The organism is Pseudomonas sp. GM21 (assembly GCF_000282215.1).
GTDB lineage: Bacteria > Pseudomonadota > Gammaproteobacteria > Pseudomonadales > Pseudomonadaceae > Aquipseudomonas.
Genome location: NZ_AKJS01000009.1, coordinates 1 through 15,674, shown reverse-complemented (window position 1 = coordinate 15,674; position 15,674 = coordinate 1). Strand labels below are relative to the sequence as shown.

Annotated in this window: 16 protein-coding genes; 11 read left to right on the top strand and 5 right to left on the bottom strand. The window is 58.8% G+C overall.

The window, feature by feature from the left end:
- The first annotated feature begins 208 nt into the window (after positions 1 to 208).
- The 8 genes from PMI22_RS27225 (at position 209) to PMI22_RS27260 (ending at position 8,884) form a co-directional block, all read left to right on the top strand.
- On the top strand, positions 209 to 2,491 hold the full coding sequence (locus tag PMI22_RS27225; protein WP_007942701.1) for an ABC transporter permease subunit: 2,283 nt from the start codon (positions 209 to 211) through the stop codon (positions 2,489 to 2,491).
- Positions 2,492 to 2,506: 15 nt separating this feature from the next.
- Entirely contained in the window at positions 2,507 to 4,177 is a 1,671-nt protein-coding gene (gene pstA / locus PMI22_RS27230; protein ID WP_007942700.1) for a phosphate ABC transporter permease PstA, read from the top strand.
- 94 nt (positions 4,178 to 4,271) lie between these two features.
- The gene (gene pstB, locus PMI22_RS27235; protein ID WP_007942698.1) at positions 4,272 to 5,105 is read left to right on the top strand and encodes a phosphate ABC transporter ATP-binding protein PstB; all 834 of its coding nucleotides are present in this window, start codon (positions 4,272 to 4,274) and stop codon (positions 5,103 to 5,105) included.
- A gap of 114 nt (positions 5,106 to 5,219) precedes the next feature.
- Positions 5,220 to 5,981: a phosphate signaling complex protein PhoU gene (gene phoU, locus PMI22_RS27240; RefSeq protein ID WP_007942697.1), complete on the top strand. Its 762-nt coding sequence runs from the start codon at positions 5,220 to 5,222 to the stop codon at positions 5,979 to 5,981.
- A gap of 161 nt (positions 5,982 to 6,142) precedes the next feature.
- Complete coding sequence (locus PMI22_RS27245; RefSeq protein ID WP_007942696.1) at positions 6,143 to 7,039, top strand: response regulator; 897 nt, start codon at positions 6,143 to 6,145, stop codon at positions 7,037 to 7,039.
- A 214-nt stretch (positions 7,040 to 7,253) separates the two neighbouring features.
- Complete coding sequence (locus PMI22_RS27250; protein ID WP_007942694.1) at positions 7,254 to 7,577, top strand: type II toxin-antitoxin system RelE/ParE family toxin; 324 nt, start codon at positions 7,254 to 7,256, stop codon at positions 7,575 to 7,577.
- A gap of 3 nt (positions 7,578 to 7,580) precedes the next feature.
- Complete coding sequence (locus PMI22_RS27255) at positions 7,581 to 7,892, top strand: helix-turn-helix domain-containing protein (protein ID WP_007942692.1); 312 nt, start codon at positions 7,581 to 7,583, stop codon at positions 7,890 to 7,892.
- Positions 7,893 to 7,990: 98 nt separating this feature from the next.
- Positions 7,991 to 8,884, top strand: a complete 894-nt coding sequence (locus PMI22_RS27260) for a peptidoglycan DD-metalloendopeptidase family protein (protein WP_007942691.1) — start codon at positions 7,991 to 7,993, stop codon at positions 8,882 to 8,884.
- A 114-nt stretch (positions 8,885 to 8,998) separates the two neighbouring features.
- Here the strand turns inward: PMI22_RS27260 and PMI22_RS27265 are convergent, their stop codons facing one another.
- From PMI22_RS27265 to phoB, 3 genes are all read right to left on the bottom strand, one after another.
- A complete protein-coding gene (locus PMI22_RS27265; protein WP_007942690.1) occupies positions 8,999 to 10,339 on the bottom strand; it encodes a hemolysin family protein in 1,341 nt (446 codons plus the stop codon).
- Between the two features lie 123 nt (positions 10,340 to 10,462).
- On the bottom strand, positions 10,463 to 11,749 hold the full coding sequence (gene phoR, locus PMI22_RS27270) for a phosphate regulon sensor histidine kinase PhoR (RefSeq protein ID WP_238543848.1): 1,287 nt from the start codon (positions 11,747 to 11,749) through the stop codon (positions 10,463 to 10,465).
- 136 nt (positions 11,750 to 11,885) lie between these two features.
- The gene (phoB, locus tag PMI22_RS27275) at positions 11,886 to 12,575 is read right to left on the bottom strand and encodes a phosphate regulon transcriptional regulator PhoB (protein WP_007942688.1); all 690 of its coding nucleotides are present in this window, start codon (positions 12,573 to 12,575) and stop codon (positions 11,886 to 11,888) included.
- Positions 12,576 to 12,727: 152 nt separating this feature from the next.
- Here phoB and PMI22_RS27280 point away from each other — a divergent pair, with 152 nt between their 5' ends.
- A complete protein-coding gene (locus PMI22_RS27280; protein WP_007942686.1) occupies positions 12,728 to 13,120 on the top strand; it encodes a COG4315 family predicted lipoprotein in 393 nt (130 codons plus the stop codon).
- Positions 13,121 to 13,270: 150 nt separating this feature from the next.
- On the opposite strand, the gene ubiA is transcribed toward PMI22_RS27280, so the two are convergent.
- Together ubiA and PMI22_RS27290 are read right to left on the bottom strand one after the other, a co-directional pair.
- Positions 13,271 to 14,161 carry a 4-hydroxybenzoate octaprenyltransferase gene (gene ubiA / locus PMI22_RS27285; protein ID WP_007942685.1) on the bottom strand — a complete coding sequence of 297 codons (891 nt, stop codon included), beginning with the start codon at positions 14,159 to 14,161 and terminating at the stop codon, positions 13,271 to 13,273.
- Positions 14,161 to 14,712 (bottom strand): chorismate--pyruvate lyase family protein, encoded by a 552-nt coding sequence (locus PMI22_RS27290; RefSeq protein WP_007942684.1) that lies wholly within the window; start codon positions 14,710 to 14,712, stop codon positions 14,161 to 14,163. Before PMI22_RS27290 ends, ubiA begins: the two co-directional genes overlap by 1 nt.
- A gap of 200 nt (positions 14,713 to 14,912) precedes the next feature.
- Between PMI22_RS27290 and PMI22_RS27295 the strand changes: the two genes are divergently transcribed.
- Together PMI22_RS27295 and PMI22_RS27300 are read left to right on the top strand one after the other, a co-directional pair.
- Positions 14,913 to 15,083: a rubredoxin gene (locus PMI22_RS27295; RefSeq protein WP_007942683.1), complete on the top strand. Its 171-nt coding sequence runs from the start codon at positions 14,913 to 14,915 to the stop codon at positions 15,081 to 15,083.
- A gap of 21 nt (positions 15,084 to 15,104) precedes the next feature.
- The coding region (locus PMI22_RS27300) for an FAD-dependent oxidoreductase (protein WP_007942681.1) at positions 15,105 to 15,674 on the top strand (570 nt) is incomplete at its 3' end.

The window sequence follows — 15,674 nt, the reverse complement described above, 5'->3', positions numbered from 1 at the left end:
CGGACTCTGTAGCAGCTGTCGAGTGAAACGAGGCTGCGATCTTTTGATCTGGCCTCTAACCGCAAGATCAAAAGATCGCAGCCTCGGTTCCCTCGACAGCTCCTACAACCCCCAATTTTCCGGTCTGCTGCCAGTCCCCGCTGGCGGTGGATTTGTTGCGTCACTGCATTGTCATCTTTCTGTCATACAGGATCGCTAGGGTGTGCGCATGAATGATCTGGCCAATTCCACCATGACTACGAATCCCCCCAAGCGAATTGATTTCAATACGCCTGAGTTGCAACGCAAGCGCCGCATCCGCGCGCTCAAAGATCGTCTGACTCGCTGGTACGTCCTCGTGGGCGGCCTCGCCGTTCTCGGCGCGATCACGCTGATCTTCTTCTTCCTTGGCTATGTCGTTGCCCCCCTGTTCCAGGGCGCCGACCTGACCTCCAAAGACGCCATCTCGCCCGCCTGGATGCAAGACGCCGGCAAGCCGATGATGATTTCCCTCGAAGAACAGAACCAGGTCGCCATGCGGGTTTCCGACAAGGGCCAGGCGCTGTTCTTTGACATCGACAGTGGCGCTGAACTCAAGCGCGTCGACCTGCCTGTTCCGGCCGGCACCCGCGTGACCTCCATCGGCGAAGACCAACCGGGCCAACCATTGGTCGCGGTCGGCTTGTCCAACGGTCAGGCCCTGGTGTTCCGTCACACCTATAAAGTCAGCTACCCGGAAGGGAAGAAAACCATCTCGCCGGCCATCGAATACCCGTATGGCGAAACCCCGATCGTGCTGAACGAGGCGGGCGGTGCGCTGGAACATGTCAGCCTCAACGCCAACGATTCGACATTGATGCTGGTCGGTTCCACCGGTTCGCAACTCAATGTTTTGTCGCTGACCAGCGAAGAAAACATGATGACTGGCGAAGTCACTAACGAGCAGAAACGTATCGATCTGCCGCAGATGACCGAGCCGGTGAAGAACATCTTCGTCGACCCGCGTCAGCAGTGGCTGTACGTGATTAATGGTCGTGCTCAGGCCGACGTGTTCAGCCTGCGCGACAAGAGCCTCAACGGCCGCTACAAACTGCTCGAAAACGGCGATGCCGAGATCACTGCCAGCACCCAATTGGTGGGCGGTATCTCGCTGATCCTCGGTGACTCCAAAGGTGGTCTGGCCCAGTGGTTCATGGCGCGCGACCCCGATGGCGAGCAGCGCCTGAAGCAGATTCGCACCTTCCAGATGGGCACTACGCCGATTATCGAAATCAGCGCTGAAGAGCGTCGCAAAGGCTTCGTCGCCCTCGATGCATCCGGCAAGCTCGGCGTGTTCCACAGTACCGCTCACCGCACCTTGCTGGTGGATCAGGTCGTGGAAGGCCAAGGCATTTTCGGCATGTCGCCTCGCGCCAACCGCATCATCGTTGAAGCGGACGGCAAGCTTCAGCCGCTGCTGCTGGACAACCCGCACCCGGAAGTGTCGTGGAGCGCGTTGTGGAGCAAGGTCTGGTACGAAAACTACGACGAGCCTAAATACGTCTGGCAATCGACTGCTGCCAACACCGACTTCGAACCGAAGATGAGCCTGTCTCCGTTGACCTTCGGTACCTTGAAAGCCGCGTTCTACGCCATGCTGTTGGCTGCACCGCTGGCCGTCGCTGCTGCGATCTACACCGCGTACTTCATGGCGCCGAGCTTGCGCCGCAAGGTGAAGCCGGTGATCGAACTGATGGAAGCGATGCCGACGGTGATCCTCGGCTTCTTCGCCGGCCTGTTCCTCGCACCGTATGTGGAAGGACATTTGCCGGGCATCTTCAGCCTGCTGATGCTCCTGCCGATCGGCATTCTGGTGGCCGGCTTCGTCTTCAGTCGCCTGCCTGAGTCGATCCGCCTGAAAGTGCCGGACGGCTGGGAAAGCGCGATCCTGATCCCGGTGATTCTGTTCGTGGGCTGGCTCTCGCTGTACATGAGCCCGTACATGGAAACCTGGTTCTTCGGCGGCGACATGCGCATGTGGATCTCCCACGACCTGGGCATCACCTACGACCAGCGCAACGCTCTGGTGGTTGGTTTGGCCATGGGTTTTGCGGTTATCCCGAACATCTACTCCATCGCCGAAGACGCCGTGTTCAGCGTGCCACGCGGTTTGACCCTCGGCTCTCTGGCTCTGGGCGCCACGCCGTGGCAGACCATGACGCGGGTGGTGATCCTCACCGCCAGCCCGGGCATTTTCTCGGCGCTGATGATCGGCATGGGCCGTGCGGTCGGTGAAACCATGATCGTGTTGATGGCCACCGGTAACACCCCGGTCATGGAAATGAACCTGTTCGAAGGCTTGCGCACACTGGCGGCCAACGTCGCGGTGGAAATGCCCGAATCGGAAGTCGGCGGCAGCCACTACCGCGTGCTGTTCCTCTCAGCGTTGGTGCTGCTGTTGTTCACCTTCGTCATGAACACCCTCGCAGAACTGATTCGTCAGCGTCTGCGCAAGAAATATTCGTCGCTTTAAGAAAGGTAGAAGTCTGTGAAACAGAACTCCCTGAAAGGATGGTTCAAGAGCGGCGCCCCCGGCGTCTGGATCAGCGGTGGCGCGGTGTCCATCGCGGTCATCATGACCATTGGCCTGCTGGCCGTGATTGCCGTGCGCGGTCTGGGTCACTTCTGGCCGGCGGATTTGATTCACGCTAGCTACGACGTACCGGGCCAGGCCAATCACCTGGTCGTCGGCGAAGTGGTACAGAAGGAAGAAGTGCCGCGTGAGCGCCTGAAGAGCGCAGGCCTGCCGGTGCCCGATCAGGGCCCGGAGTTCATGACGCGTGAGCTGATCAAGGTCGGCAACCGTGACTTGAACGGCAATGACTTCACCTGGATCGTCGGCGAGTGGCTGACCAACCAAAAGACGCCGCCTGAGTTGATGGCCGTCGAGCGTCGCGAGTGGGGCAACTTCTACGGTTACCTGGTCAACGTCAAACAGGACGGCAAAGTCATCGCTGAAGGCGAAGCGGCCTGGCCGGAACTGCAGGCGCGTGTTGATCGTGTGAACAAGCTTGCGGCACAGCTCAAGACCCTGGAAAAGGCCGACATCGGCGCGATCAACGCGGGTCTGGAACGCATTCGTCTGCACGGCCGCAAACTGGAACTGGCCGGGCAACTCGACGCCGCTGCGCAGGCAGACATGGATGCCGAGCGCGCTGAGCTGAATGCGCGCTATCAAGACATCGAAGCCCGTCTGAATGACTTGCACACCCAGTTCAACCGCGACAGCCTCACGGCCCGCGATGCGAACGGCAAAGAAGTCGAAATCAGCATTGGCAAAGTGGTTCACGCCTACCAGCCGAACGCTATGGGCACGATGACCAAGATCGGCTTCTACGTCAGCAAGGTCTGGGAATTCCTGTCCGACGACCCGCGTGAAGCGAACACCGAAGGCGGGATCTTCCCGGCTATTTTCGGCACCGTGATGATGACGCTGATCATGGCGATGATCGTGACGCCATTCGGCGTACTGGCGGCGGTCTACCTGCGTGAATACGCCAAGCAGAACGCGTTGACCCGGATTATCCGGATTGCCGTGAACAACCTGGCAGGCGTACCGGCCATCGTTTACGGCGTGTTCGGTCTGGGTTTCTTCGTCTATGTACTGGGTGGCTCGGTTGACCGCTTGTTCTTCCCTGAAGCATTGCCGGCACCGACCTTCGGTACACCGGGTCTGCTCTGGGCTTCGTTGACCCTGGCATTGCTGGCAGTACCGGTGGTGATCGTGGCCACCGAAGAAGGCCTGGCGCGGATTCCTCGCACCGTGCGTGAAGGCTCGTTGGCCCTCGGCGCCACCAAGGCTGAGACCTTGTGGAAGATTGTGCTGCCGATGGCCAGCCCGGCGATGATGACCGGCATGATCCTCGCCGTGGCACGCGCCGCCGGTGAAGTAGCGCCGCTGATGTTGGTCGGCGTGGTGAAACTGGCACCGTCGCTGCCGCTGGACGGCAACTACCCGTACCTTCACCTCGATCAGAAGATCATGCACCTGGGCTTCCATATTTATGACGTCGGCTTCCAGAGCCCGAACGTCGAAGCCGCACGGCCGCTGGTGTACGCCACGGCGCTGCTACTGGTGCTGGTGATCGCCACGCTCAACCTGTCGGCCGTCTACATTCGCAACCACCTGCGCGAGAAATACAAAGCGCTGGATAGCTAAAGCCATCAGCCACAAGCGGCAAGCTACAAGCCGCTTTTGCTCAAAACTTGCAGCTTGCAGCCAGAAGCTTGCAGCTACGAACGGAGTGAGACCCATGCAGCACGAAACACATACCCACGGCATCAACATGTCGGCACTGGGTCGCGACAAACAGAGCCTGAGTCTTGAGCAGGAAACCGTGGCCATTGAAGTGCCGGGCCTGAGCCTGTTCTATGGCGATAAACAAGCGCTGTACGACGTCAGCATGAACATCCCGAAACAGCGCGTGACCGCCTTCATCGGCCCGTCCGGCTGCGGCAAGTCCACGTTGCTGCGTACCTTCAACCGCATGAATGACCTGGTTGATGGCTGCCGTGTCGAAGGCGCGATCAACCTCTACGGCAACAACATCTACCGTAAGGGCGAAGACGTGGCCGAGCTGCGTCGTCGCGTGGGCATGGTGTTCCAGAAGCCGAACCCGTTCCCGAAAACCATTTATGAAAACGTGGTGTACGGCCTGCGCATCCAGGGCATCAACAAGAAACGCATTCTCGACGAAGCGGTTGAGTGGGCGTTGAAAGGCGCGGCACTGTGGGACGAAGTCAAAGACCGTCTGCACGAATCGGCACTCGGCCTGTCCGGTGGTCAGCAACAACGTCTGGTGATCGCACGCACCATCGCCGTGGAACCGGAAGTGCTGTTGCTCGACGAACCGTGCTCGGCACTCGACCCGATCTCGACGCTGAAAGTCGAAGAGCTGATCTACGAGCTGAAATCGAAGTTCACCATCGTCATCGTGACCCACAACATGCAACAGGCCGCACGGGTTTCCGACTACACGGCGTTCATGTACATGGGCAAACTGGTGGAGTTCGGCGACACCGACACCCTGTTCACCAATCCGGCGAAGAAGCAGACCGAAGACTACATCACGGGGCGGTATGGCTAGGAAGCAGCTGCAAGCCGCAAGCTTCAAGCGGCAAGTTAAAGCGGTTCAGCGTAACGACACAAATTGGCTTGCAGCTTGTAGCTTGCAGCTCACAGCTTTTGCGGAGCAGACACAATGATTTCTAAGGAAGGCCTTACCCACCACATTTCCGCGCAGTTCAATGCCGAACTGGAGGAAGTGCGCAGCCACCTCCTGGCCATGGGCGGGTTGGTGGAAAAGCAGGTCAACGACGCGGTGACCGCGCTGATTGAAGCTGACTCCGGTCTGGCCCAACAGGTTCGCGAGATCGACGACCAGATCAACCAGATGGAACGCAACATCGACGAAGAGTGCCTGCGCATTCTGGCTCGTCGTCAACCGGCGGCTTCTGACTTGCGTCTGATCATCAGCATCTCCAAGTCGGTGATCGACCTGGAACGCATCGGTGACGAAGCGACCAAGATTGCCCGCCGCGCCATCCAGCTGTGTGAAGAAGGCGAAGCGCCGCGCGGTTACGTCGAGGTTCGTCACATCGGCGACCAGGTGCGCAACATGGTGCGCGATGCACTGGATGCGTTTGCCCGCTTCGACGCCGACCTGGCACTGTCGGTGGCGCAGTACGACAAGATCATCGACCGCGAATACAAGACCGCCCTGCGTGAGCTGGCGACCTACATGATGGAAGACCCACGCTCTATCTCGCGGGTTTTGAGCATCATCTGGGTGCTGCGTTCGCTGGAGCGGATTGGCGACCACGCGCGCAATATCTCGGAACTGGTGATTTACCTGGTGCGCGGCACCGACGTGCGTCACCTGGGCCTCAAACGCATGAAAGAAGAAGTTGAAGGAACAAGCAGCGAAATCGCTAATGTTCCGGGCAAAGCTGACGATAAGTAAGACTGCCCAAGAAAAACGCCCGGTCCTTTGGCCGGGCGTTTTTGTATGTGGCTTTCGACGTTAGAAGCAGCACCCGCGAACGAAAAGTCCCGGCGTGACTGAGGTTTTTGGGGCCATCAGCAAAACGGTAGGCTTGCCGGGATTTTTTCGAGGGACAGTGGATGAGCAAGATCAGCGTGTTGGTGGTGGACGATGCAGCGTTCATTCGTGACCTGGTAAAAAAATGCCTGCGTAACTTCTTCCCGGGCATCCGCACGGAAGACGCCATCAACGGCAAGAAGGCTCAGGCCTTGCTGGCCAGGGAAGCGTTCGACCTGGTGCTGTGCGACTGGGAAATGCCGGAGATGTCTGGCCTGGAACTGCTGACCTGGTGCCGCGAGCAAGACCACCTCAAGACCATGCCCTTCGTGATGGTGACCAGCCGTGGCGACAAAGAAAACGTGGTGCAGGCGATTCAGGCTGGCGTTTCCGGCTATGTCAGCAAACCCTTCACCAACGAACAGCTGCTGACCAAGGTCAAACAGGCGCTGAACAAGGTCGGCAAACTGGACGCCCTGATGAGTGGTACGGCGCCCAAAATGAACTCGGCCTTCGGCGGCGATACCCTGAGTGCATTGACTGGCGGCAAACCTGTTGTGGTCGCCCCCGCTCCAGCCGCCGCACCGTCTCGTGGCCTGCTCAATAGCCCACCGGTCAGGGCAGCGACCGCCGCACCTGCCAGCGGTCGTGGTCAAGGCCAGTTGCGCTTGCCGAGCGGCATCCAGCAATGCGTGATCAAGTCCTTGAGCATCAAGGAAGCGCTTCTGGTCGTTAAGCGCACCGACCAGCTACCGCAAATACTCGACAGTGCCGTGCTCGACCTGGAACAGGGCGAGAACGCTGAAACCGCTCGTCTGAACGGTTATCTGCATGCGGTTGTTGCCCACGAGCCGAAACCCGACAGCGACTGGTTGCAACTAACCTTCCGCTTTGTGGACCAGGATGCGCAGAAGCTCGACTACATCTCCCGCTTGATTGCCCGGGGTACGGCGCAGAAACACTTCATTCCTGGCGCGTAACCGTCGTCGCCTGACAGCCATCGTCGGATCGGGGCCTGGAGTCGACGATGGCGCTTTCTTCCGTACATCTGTTTGTTCCATTTCAACCTTGAGTTATATCCGTTCTGATATAACCTTGAGCGACAAGACCTCTTGGCTATGCCTTGAAACAACATCGGTCTCCCCCAATAGCCTTCGTCGATTACGCTTTTCCTGTCAGTAAACGGAGAAGTCGATGCCAAGGCACAAGGATGTGGTGTTTGTCGGGAATGCACTCAAGGATCTGAAGTCATTTCCTCTCGATGCGCGAAGGGCTGCGGGTTTTCAATTGGACCTTTTGCAACAAGGCGCCGAACCCTTTGACTGGAGGCCCATGAAAACGGTGGGAAGAGGTGTTAACGAAATCAGAATCACCGAAGAGTCAGGGGCGTTTCGAGTTTTTTATGTGGTCAATCGTCCTGAAGCCATTTATGTGCTGCATGCATTGCATAAAACCACCCGGAAAACCGAAACGCGGGATATCGAACTGGCACGTGCCAGATTTCAGGAAATAGGTTAAGCCATGATGGATCATCACGATCAAACCCAGCGTTTCACCAGTGTCTGGGATGCGCTGGAAGATTCGCCACAAGAAGCGGCGAACATGCGTCTGCGTTCAAAACTGATGGTGGAGTTGTGCAAGACCATTCGCGGATGGGAGCTTTCACAGAAAGATGCATCGAAGCGGCTGAACATTACTCAGCCGCGACTCAACGATGTGCTCAATGGCAAGATCGATAAGTTCTCTCTGGATGCGCTGGTGAATTTGTCTGCTTCGGCACAGTTGGATGTTGATATTTGTTTCCCTCAGGCCGGCCATTTTCAAATGGCGTGACCAGGCGGGTGAGCTCCATTTTGAAACATCTGCCGAATACCCCGGTCCATTGCTGCTGCTAGGCTCAATTCAAGGCCTTATTCGACAGAACCCTGCTCATGTTCACGCGACTGCTGTTTTTCTGTGGCCTGTTCATGGCCGCCACCTCCGCTATGGCCCTGACGGTCTACAAGTCCACCGACGCCAATGGCGTGGTCTCCTACAGTGACCGCCCCACCAAAGGCTCAGAGGTGTTCGTTTTTCGTGATCGCATGGATGAGCACCTTGAGCGTCAGGTGTACCTGGTTTTCATGAAGAAGGATGGCGTGCACAGCGTGTACGTGCGCAACAACCTGTATGCGCCGGTAGAGATCAATTTGCGTTTCACCGGATTGAAGAACGTCAGCGGCGCCGGTCGACCGATTCACAAGGTATTGCCGGCACGCAGCAGCATTCGTGTAGCAGTGCTTACCGCAACTCAGGCCGGAAGGCCGCTGGTGTATACCCCAAGGTTCAAGTACGCCTTGGGCAGCCCCTCAGGGTCCGCCTTGGCCTATCGATACCCGCTGCCCTGGCGTGGCGGTCCGTTTCGCATCAGTCAGGGTGCCAATGGTGAGTACAGCCACTTCGGAGCCAAGAGTCGCTACGCGATGGACATCGCCATGCCCGAAGGCACACCGATCATCGCCGCGCGTGGCGGGGTGGTGGTGAATACCGAGAGCAGGCAGACCGGACGCGGTACTAACCCGTCGGGCAATTTCGTGCGGGTACTGCACAATGACGGGACCATGGGCGTGTATTTACACCTCAAGCAAGGTTCAGTCAGGGTTCGAGAGGGGCAGCGGGTGGTGGTGGGCAGTGCGTTGGCGCTGTCGGGTAATACCGGCAACAGCACCGGGCCGCACCTGCATTTCGTGGTGCAACGCAATACGGGATTGGGGTTGGTGTCGATTCCGTACCAGTTCAAACAACCGGTAGGGGTGTTGCCCAACTTTGTGTTGGGCAAGCAGTGATGGGTTGCCTGACCTGACGCTATCGCGAGCAGGCTCGCTCCCACAGGGAATTGCGCAAAACCTGTGGGAGCGAGCCTGCTCGCGATGGGATCGACTCGATTTCAGGTCAGCCTATCAATCCAGCATCAACACCTTGGCCAGAATAATCTTCGGCCCTTTCATCTTCTTGATGATGATCCGCAGACCTTCGACTTCCAGTACTTCTTCCTCTTCCGGCACCCGCTTGAGACTTTCGTAAACCAGCCCGGCGAGGGTTTCGGCTTCGACGTGATCCAGGTCGATGCCCAGCAGGCGTTCGACCTTGAACAGCGGTGTATCACCGCGCACCAGCAGTTTGCCTGGCTGGTACGCGAGAATCCCGCGCTCGGCCTTGCGGTGTTCGTCCTGAATATCGCCGACCAGCACTTCCAGTACGTCTTCCATGGTCAGGTAGCCAATGATGTTGCCATCGGCCTCTTCCACCACGGCGAAGTGCGAACCACCCTTGCGGAACTGTTCCAGCAGTTGCGACAAGGGCATGTGCCGCGATACGCGCTCCAGCGGACGGGTCAATTCAGCCAGGTTGAACGACTCGGGGATATGGTCCAGTGCCGCCAGTTCCAGCAGCAGGTCCTTGATGTGCAGGAGGCCGACGAACTCCTGGCGGTCACTGTCGTACACCGGGTAACGGCTGAACTTGTGGCGACGGAACATCGCCAGGATTTCTTTCAGCGGTGCGTTGAACTCCAGCGTCACCAGGTCTTCCCGGGAGTTGGCCCAGTCGACCACTTCCAGCTCGCCCATTTCCACGGCCGAGGCCAAAACACGCATGCCTTGGTCGCTCGGGTCCTGGCCACGGCTGGAGTGCAGGATCAGTTTCAGCTCTTCACGGCTGTAATGATGCTCGTGATGAGGGCCCGGTTCACCTTGGCCGGCGATCCGCAGGATGGTGTTGGCGCTGGCGTTCAGCAAGTAGATCGCCGGGTACATGGCCCAGTAGAACAAGTACAGCGGCACGGCGGTCCACAGCGACAGCAGTTCGGGTTTACGAATGGCCCAGGATTTCGGGGCCAGCTCGCCGACGACGATGTGCAGGTACGAAATGACAAAGAACGCGGCGAAGAACGACACACCTTTGATCACTTCGGCCGACTGCACGCCGACCGCTTCCAGTATCGGTTCGAGGATGTGCGCGAACGCGGGTTCACCGACCCAGCCAAGGCCGAGGGAGGCGAGGGTGATACCCAGCTGGCACGCCGACAGGTAGGCATCGAGCTGGCTGTGAACGGTGCGCAGGATATGCCCGCGCCAGCCGTTTTTGTCCGCGATGGCCTCAACCCGGGTCGAGCGTAGCTTGACCATGGCAAATTCGGCCGCAACGAAGAATCCGTTGAGCAAAACCAGGATCAGAGCAAAAAGAATCATGCCGAAATCGGCGAATATTGTTGCGAGGGTCAAGCCAGGGGAAGGGTCCATGATGGAGTTTTGCGGGTTCCGTGTATTCAAAAAGGGGATAAATGCGATGCCTGAAGGGCAGGCACAAGTCAGCCAATGTAGCGGCTGACTCGGCGATTGCCTAGTGGCCTGTGCCGGCCGGTATCAGTCAACGGTCTTGAGAACTTGCGATTTGGTCACTTGAGCGGGGGCAAAGTGGCAGGTAAAGGTGCTGCCATGGCCCGGCACACTGCTGATCTCCATCCGTGCGCGGTGGCGCAGCAACACATGTTTGACGATGGCCAGGCCCAGGCCGGTGCCGCCGGTGTTGGAGTTGCGGCTGGAGTCGACGCGGTAGAAACGTTCGGTCAGGCGCGGCAGGTGTTTGGTATCGATGCCGATCCCGGAATCCTGCACGCTCAGGTGCGCACCTTGCTCATCGGCCCACCAGCGAATGCGGATATTGCCTTCGGCCGGGGTGTATTTCACCGCGTTGAACACCAGATTGGAAAACGCACTGCGCAGTTCCGCTTCGCTGCCCTTGAGCAGAACCGTCGGGTCGGCTTCAAGGGTGATGCGCTGGTTTTTCTGGCCGGACAGTTGCTGGGCGTCGCCTTTGATTGACTGCAACAAGTCTTCAATGGCCACCGGCTGGTTGTCCGACGGGTAATCAGTGGCTTCCAGTTTGGCCAGCAGCAGCAAGTCATTGAGCAACGTTTGCATGCGCCCGCCCTGTTGCTGCATTTGCTGCAAGGCACGGGTCCAGCGCGGATTCACTTCCTCGGCATTGTCGAGCAGGGTTTCCAGATAGCCGCAGATAACCGTCAGCGGCGTACGCAGTTCATGGGAGACGTTGGCGATGAAGTCTTTGCGCATCTGTTCCAACTGATGGATGCGCGTAACGTCGCGCACCAGCATCAAGTGTTCATTGTTGCCGTAGCGAGTGATGTACAGCTGAATGCGCACGCGATCATTGGTCGGCGAGGGGATTTCCAGCGGTTCGGCGTAGCTGCCCTGCTCGAAATATTCCTTGAAGCGCGGATCGCGCACCAGGTTGCTCACCGGCTGGCCGCTGTCTTGCGGGGTCTTGAGGCCGAGCAGGGTTTCGGCGGCGCGGTTCCACCATTCCAGGTTGCCGTCGCTGTCGAGCATGACCACCGCGTCTTTCAGCGCGGCGGTGGACTCCTGGATCCGGTCGATCACCGCTTGCAGACGCCCACGCACCCGTTGGTCGCGGCGTTGCAGGTGATAGATGCTGTCGAACACCTCGCCCCACAGGCCATAGCCATCGGGCGGTGCTTCGTCGGCTGAGTGCTGGCGCAGCCATTCGTGCAAGCGCAGCAGTTGCTTGAGCGTCCAGGCCAAATAGAGACCCAGTCCTGCGGCGAGGCTCCAGCCGTAGTAGCCGGTAATCAGGCCGATCACCAGGCAGCCGGTGACCAGTAACAGCATGTGGCGAATCAGGGTGCCATGCCAGTTTTGTTTCAAGGGGCGTCCTTAACGCAGCTTCAAGTTTCAAGCTGCAAGCTTCAAGTCAGAGCGGCTTGGCTGTTCCTTGCCGCTTTTAGCTTAAAGCTTGCCGCTGCTTCTATGCTTTTGTGGAAAACCGGTAACCCGTACCGCGCACTGTTTGTACCAGATTCTCGTAGGCATCGCCGAGGGCTTTGCGCAGACGCCGGATGTGCACGTCGACGGTGCGCTCTTCGACGTAAACATTGCCACCCCAGACCTGATCCAGCAACTGGCCACGGGTATACGCACGTTCCTGGTGGGTCATGAAAAACTGCAGCAGGCGGTATTCGGTCGGGCCCATTTCGGCCGGTTTGCCGTCGATGGTCACGCGGTGGCTGATCGGGTCCAGCAGCAAGCCGCCGACTTCAATCGGCCCTTCGCCATCGGTTGGACCGGCACGGCGCAGTACGGCTTTGAGGCGAGCGACCAGCTCACGCGGGGAAAACGGTTTGGTGATGTAGTCATCAGCGCCGACTTCCAGGCCCTGGATCTTGTTGTCCTCTTCGCCCTTGGCGGTGAGCATGATGATCGGGATGTCCCCGGTCAGCTCATCGCGCTTGAGACGGCGGGCCAGTTCGATACCGGAGGTGCCGGGCAGCATCCAGTCGAGCAGGATCAAGTCCGGCTTGCGGTCAACGATGATGGCGTGGGCCTGCTGGGAGTTTTCGGCTTCCAGGCAGTCATAGCCGGCCATTTCCAACGCAACGGCGATCATTTCGCGAATGGGCGCTTCGTCGTCGACGATCAGAATGCTCCTGCCAACCATGCCTTAGTCCTCTTGTCATTTAACTGTCTTGCGCCGCATTAGATAACGGAATTATTGCAGTCGTGTGACAGTATTTTAGCCGCGCGGCGATTGTCATGAACCTGGACTAAGCTTTAAGTCCGAATCCTGACAACCACAAAAGGAAGGTTTCCATGAAGCAAATCTCGCAATCCTTCAAGGCTTTGCTGCTGGTCGCTGCGTTTTCGTTGCCGGCCATGGCCTTTGCGGCTGAGCCTGCAATGATGAAAGACGGTGTGATGACCGACCATAAGGGCATGACCTTGTATACCTTCGACAAGGATACGGGCGGCAAGTCGGTGTGTACCGGTCAATGCGCGGAAAACTGGCCACCGCTGATGGCGGAGGCGGGAGCGAAACCTGAAGGCAAGTGGACCGTCATCAAACGTGACGATGGCACGATGCAGTGGGCCTACGATGGCAAGCCGCTGTACTACTTCGTCAAGGACAAGGCTCCGGGAGAAAAAACGGGCGACAAGATGAAAGACGTCTGGCACGTCATCACAAACTCCGGGCCGAAGATGTAAGCCTGTAGCAGCTGCCGAAGGCTGCGTCCGGCGGCGCAGCCGTCGTAAAGTCTGCTCACGCGGTGTATCAGATGAACTGCGGACTCAGGGTTTACGACGGCTGCGCCGCCGGACGCAGGCTGCGCCAGCTGCTACATCAAAGCGTGTCCGTCAACGCATCGCATAATCCAGCACAATCCCGACGAAAATCGCCAAACCCGCCCAGTGATTGTGCAAAAACGCCTTAAAGCAGCGCATCCGGTCCTTGTCGCGGGTGTACCAGAATTCCCACGCAAAACAGCCCGCCGCCGCCAGCAAGCCGAGGTGGAACCAGCCACCGAGTTCGAATTTCGACCCGGCCAGCAACAGGCAGCCCAGGGCCAACCCCTGCAAGGTCAGAATGATCGCCCGGTCCGCATCGCCAAACAGGATCGCCGTGGATTTCACGCCGATCTTCAGGTCGTCGTCACGGTCGGTCATCGCGTAATAGGTGTCGTAACCCACGGTCCACAGCAGGTTTGCGATCCACAGCAACCACGCGGCGGCCGGCAATTCACCGGTTTCGGCCGTGAACGCCATCGGCATCCCCCACGAAAACGCAGCGCCCAGCACCACTTGCGGGTAATAGGTGTAACGCTTCATGAATGGATAAGTGAACGCCAAGGCCAAACCGCCGAACGACAGCCACACCGTTGCCGCATTCGTGCACAGCACCAGCAAAAAGCTCATGCCCATCAGCAGGGCGAAGAACACCAGGGCTTCTTTGGAGCTGATCTTGCCGCTGACCAAGGGCCGCTGCTCGGTGCGTTTCACATGGCCGTCGACCTTGCGGTCCGCCCAGTCATTGATCACGCAACCGCCAGCGCGGGTCAGCACCACGCCGAGGACGAAAATCACCACGTTGGCCAAGGACGGCGAGCCTTTCCCGGCAATCCACAGCGCCCACAACGTCGGCCACAGCAGCAGATAAATGCCGATGGGCTTGTCCATGCGCGTCAGTTGAACGAAATCCCAGGCCCGTGGGTTCAAGCGGTTCAAGGACTTGAGCAGGCTCTGGTACATCAGCAATTCTCCGGATGGGCGCGGGTGGCGCTCCACAAGGTCGGCAGGAAGATTTCGGCCACCAGTACGCTCAAGGCGCCACGGTCGAATCGCGAGCGGCGGCCCCACAGTTCAGATGCCCGGGACTCCATCGGCAGCCACGCCTGAGGATAGTGACAAACCTCAATCGCGCGGCGTTGGAAGGCGTGATCGCAAAACAGCAATTCCCCCAGCGAGCGGCTGCCCAATTCGTCCATGTGCAAACCGTCGCCCTGCAACGCACTGCGGGCCGCCACGCTGCGGGCAAACACCCACGCCTCGCCATGACCACGCAGATAAACCTCGCGTACCCAGCCTTCGCTGTCTTCGGCCAGATCCAGCGCAACACATTCATCGGCACGCAGCGGTTGCCAGCCTTCAAACAGAGGCGTGACGCTGAAACGGTCATTCGACAAACGGATCAGCCGTCGGGTCAGGGAGCCTTCGTCGAACAGCCAGTCGAGGGTAGACGCGTCGGGGAGGGGCGTGAGTTGGCTTTGGGGGAGCCACAGCGGGGATATTGAGTGCGGCACAGTGAGTCATTATTGGCAGCAAATGAGGCGGTGAGCTTACCATGTCAGTCAGCGATTTTGATTGATCCGGGGCGCCGTTGCGCCGAACAGGCTTGCATCTATCGGGCCCGATCAGTACAAAACGCCCTGAGCCGGACGGCAGCGTTTCAACCATCGACCGTTCGCGCCGGCAATACGCCTGAATCCTGAGGAGGAACCCAATGAAAAAGTGGCAATGTGTGGTCTGTGGCCTGATCTATAACGAAGCCGACGGCTGGCCGGACGACGGCATTGCGCCGGGCACACTGTGGCAAGACGTACCGGAAGACTGGCTGTGCCCGGACTGCGGCGTGGGCAAGATGGATTTCGAAATGATCGAAATCGCTGCTTAAAAATAATTAGAGGAGTAAGGAATGAACGCACCTGTCGTGATCGTCGGCACCGGGCTGGCTGGCTATAACCTGGCCCGGGAGTTTCGCAAACTGGATAGCGAAACCCCGTTGTTATTGATTACCGCCGATGACGGACGTTCTTACTCCAAGCCGATGCTGTCCACCGGTTTCGGCAAAAACAAAGACGCCGACGGCCTGAGCATGGCCGAGCCCGGTGCAATGGCCGAGCAGTTGAAAGCCGAAGTGCGCACGCACACGCGCATCAGCGGTATCGATCCAGGTCACAAGCGTTTGTGGATTGGTGAGGAAGCGGTGTTTTACCGTGACCTGATCCTGGCTTGGGGCGCGGAAACCGTGCGAGTGCCGATCGAAGGCGACGCAGCGGATTGCGTGTTCCCGATCAACGATTTGGAAGATTACGCGCGCTTTCGGGCGGCTGCGGCCGGCAAGCGTCGGGTGCTGTTGCTCGGGGCCGGCTTGATTGGCTGCGAGTTCGCCAATGACCTGAGCCTTGGCGGCTACGAGGTGCAACTCGTTGCGCCGTGCGAACAGGTCATGCCGACCCTGTTGCACCCGGCAGCGGCGGCCGCC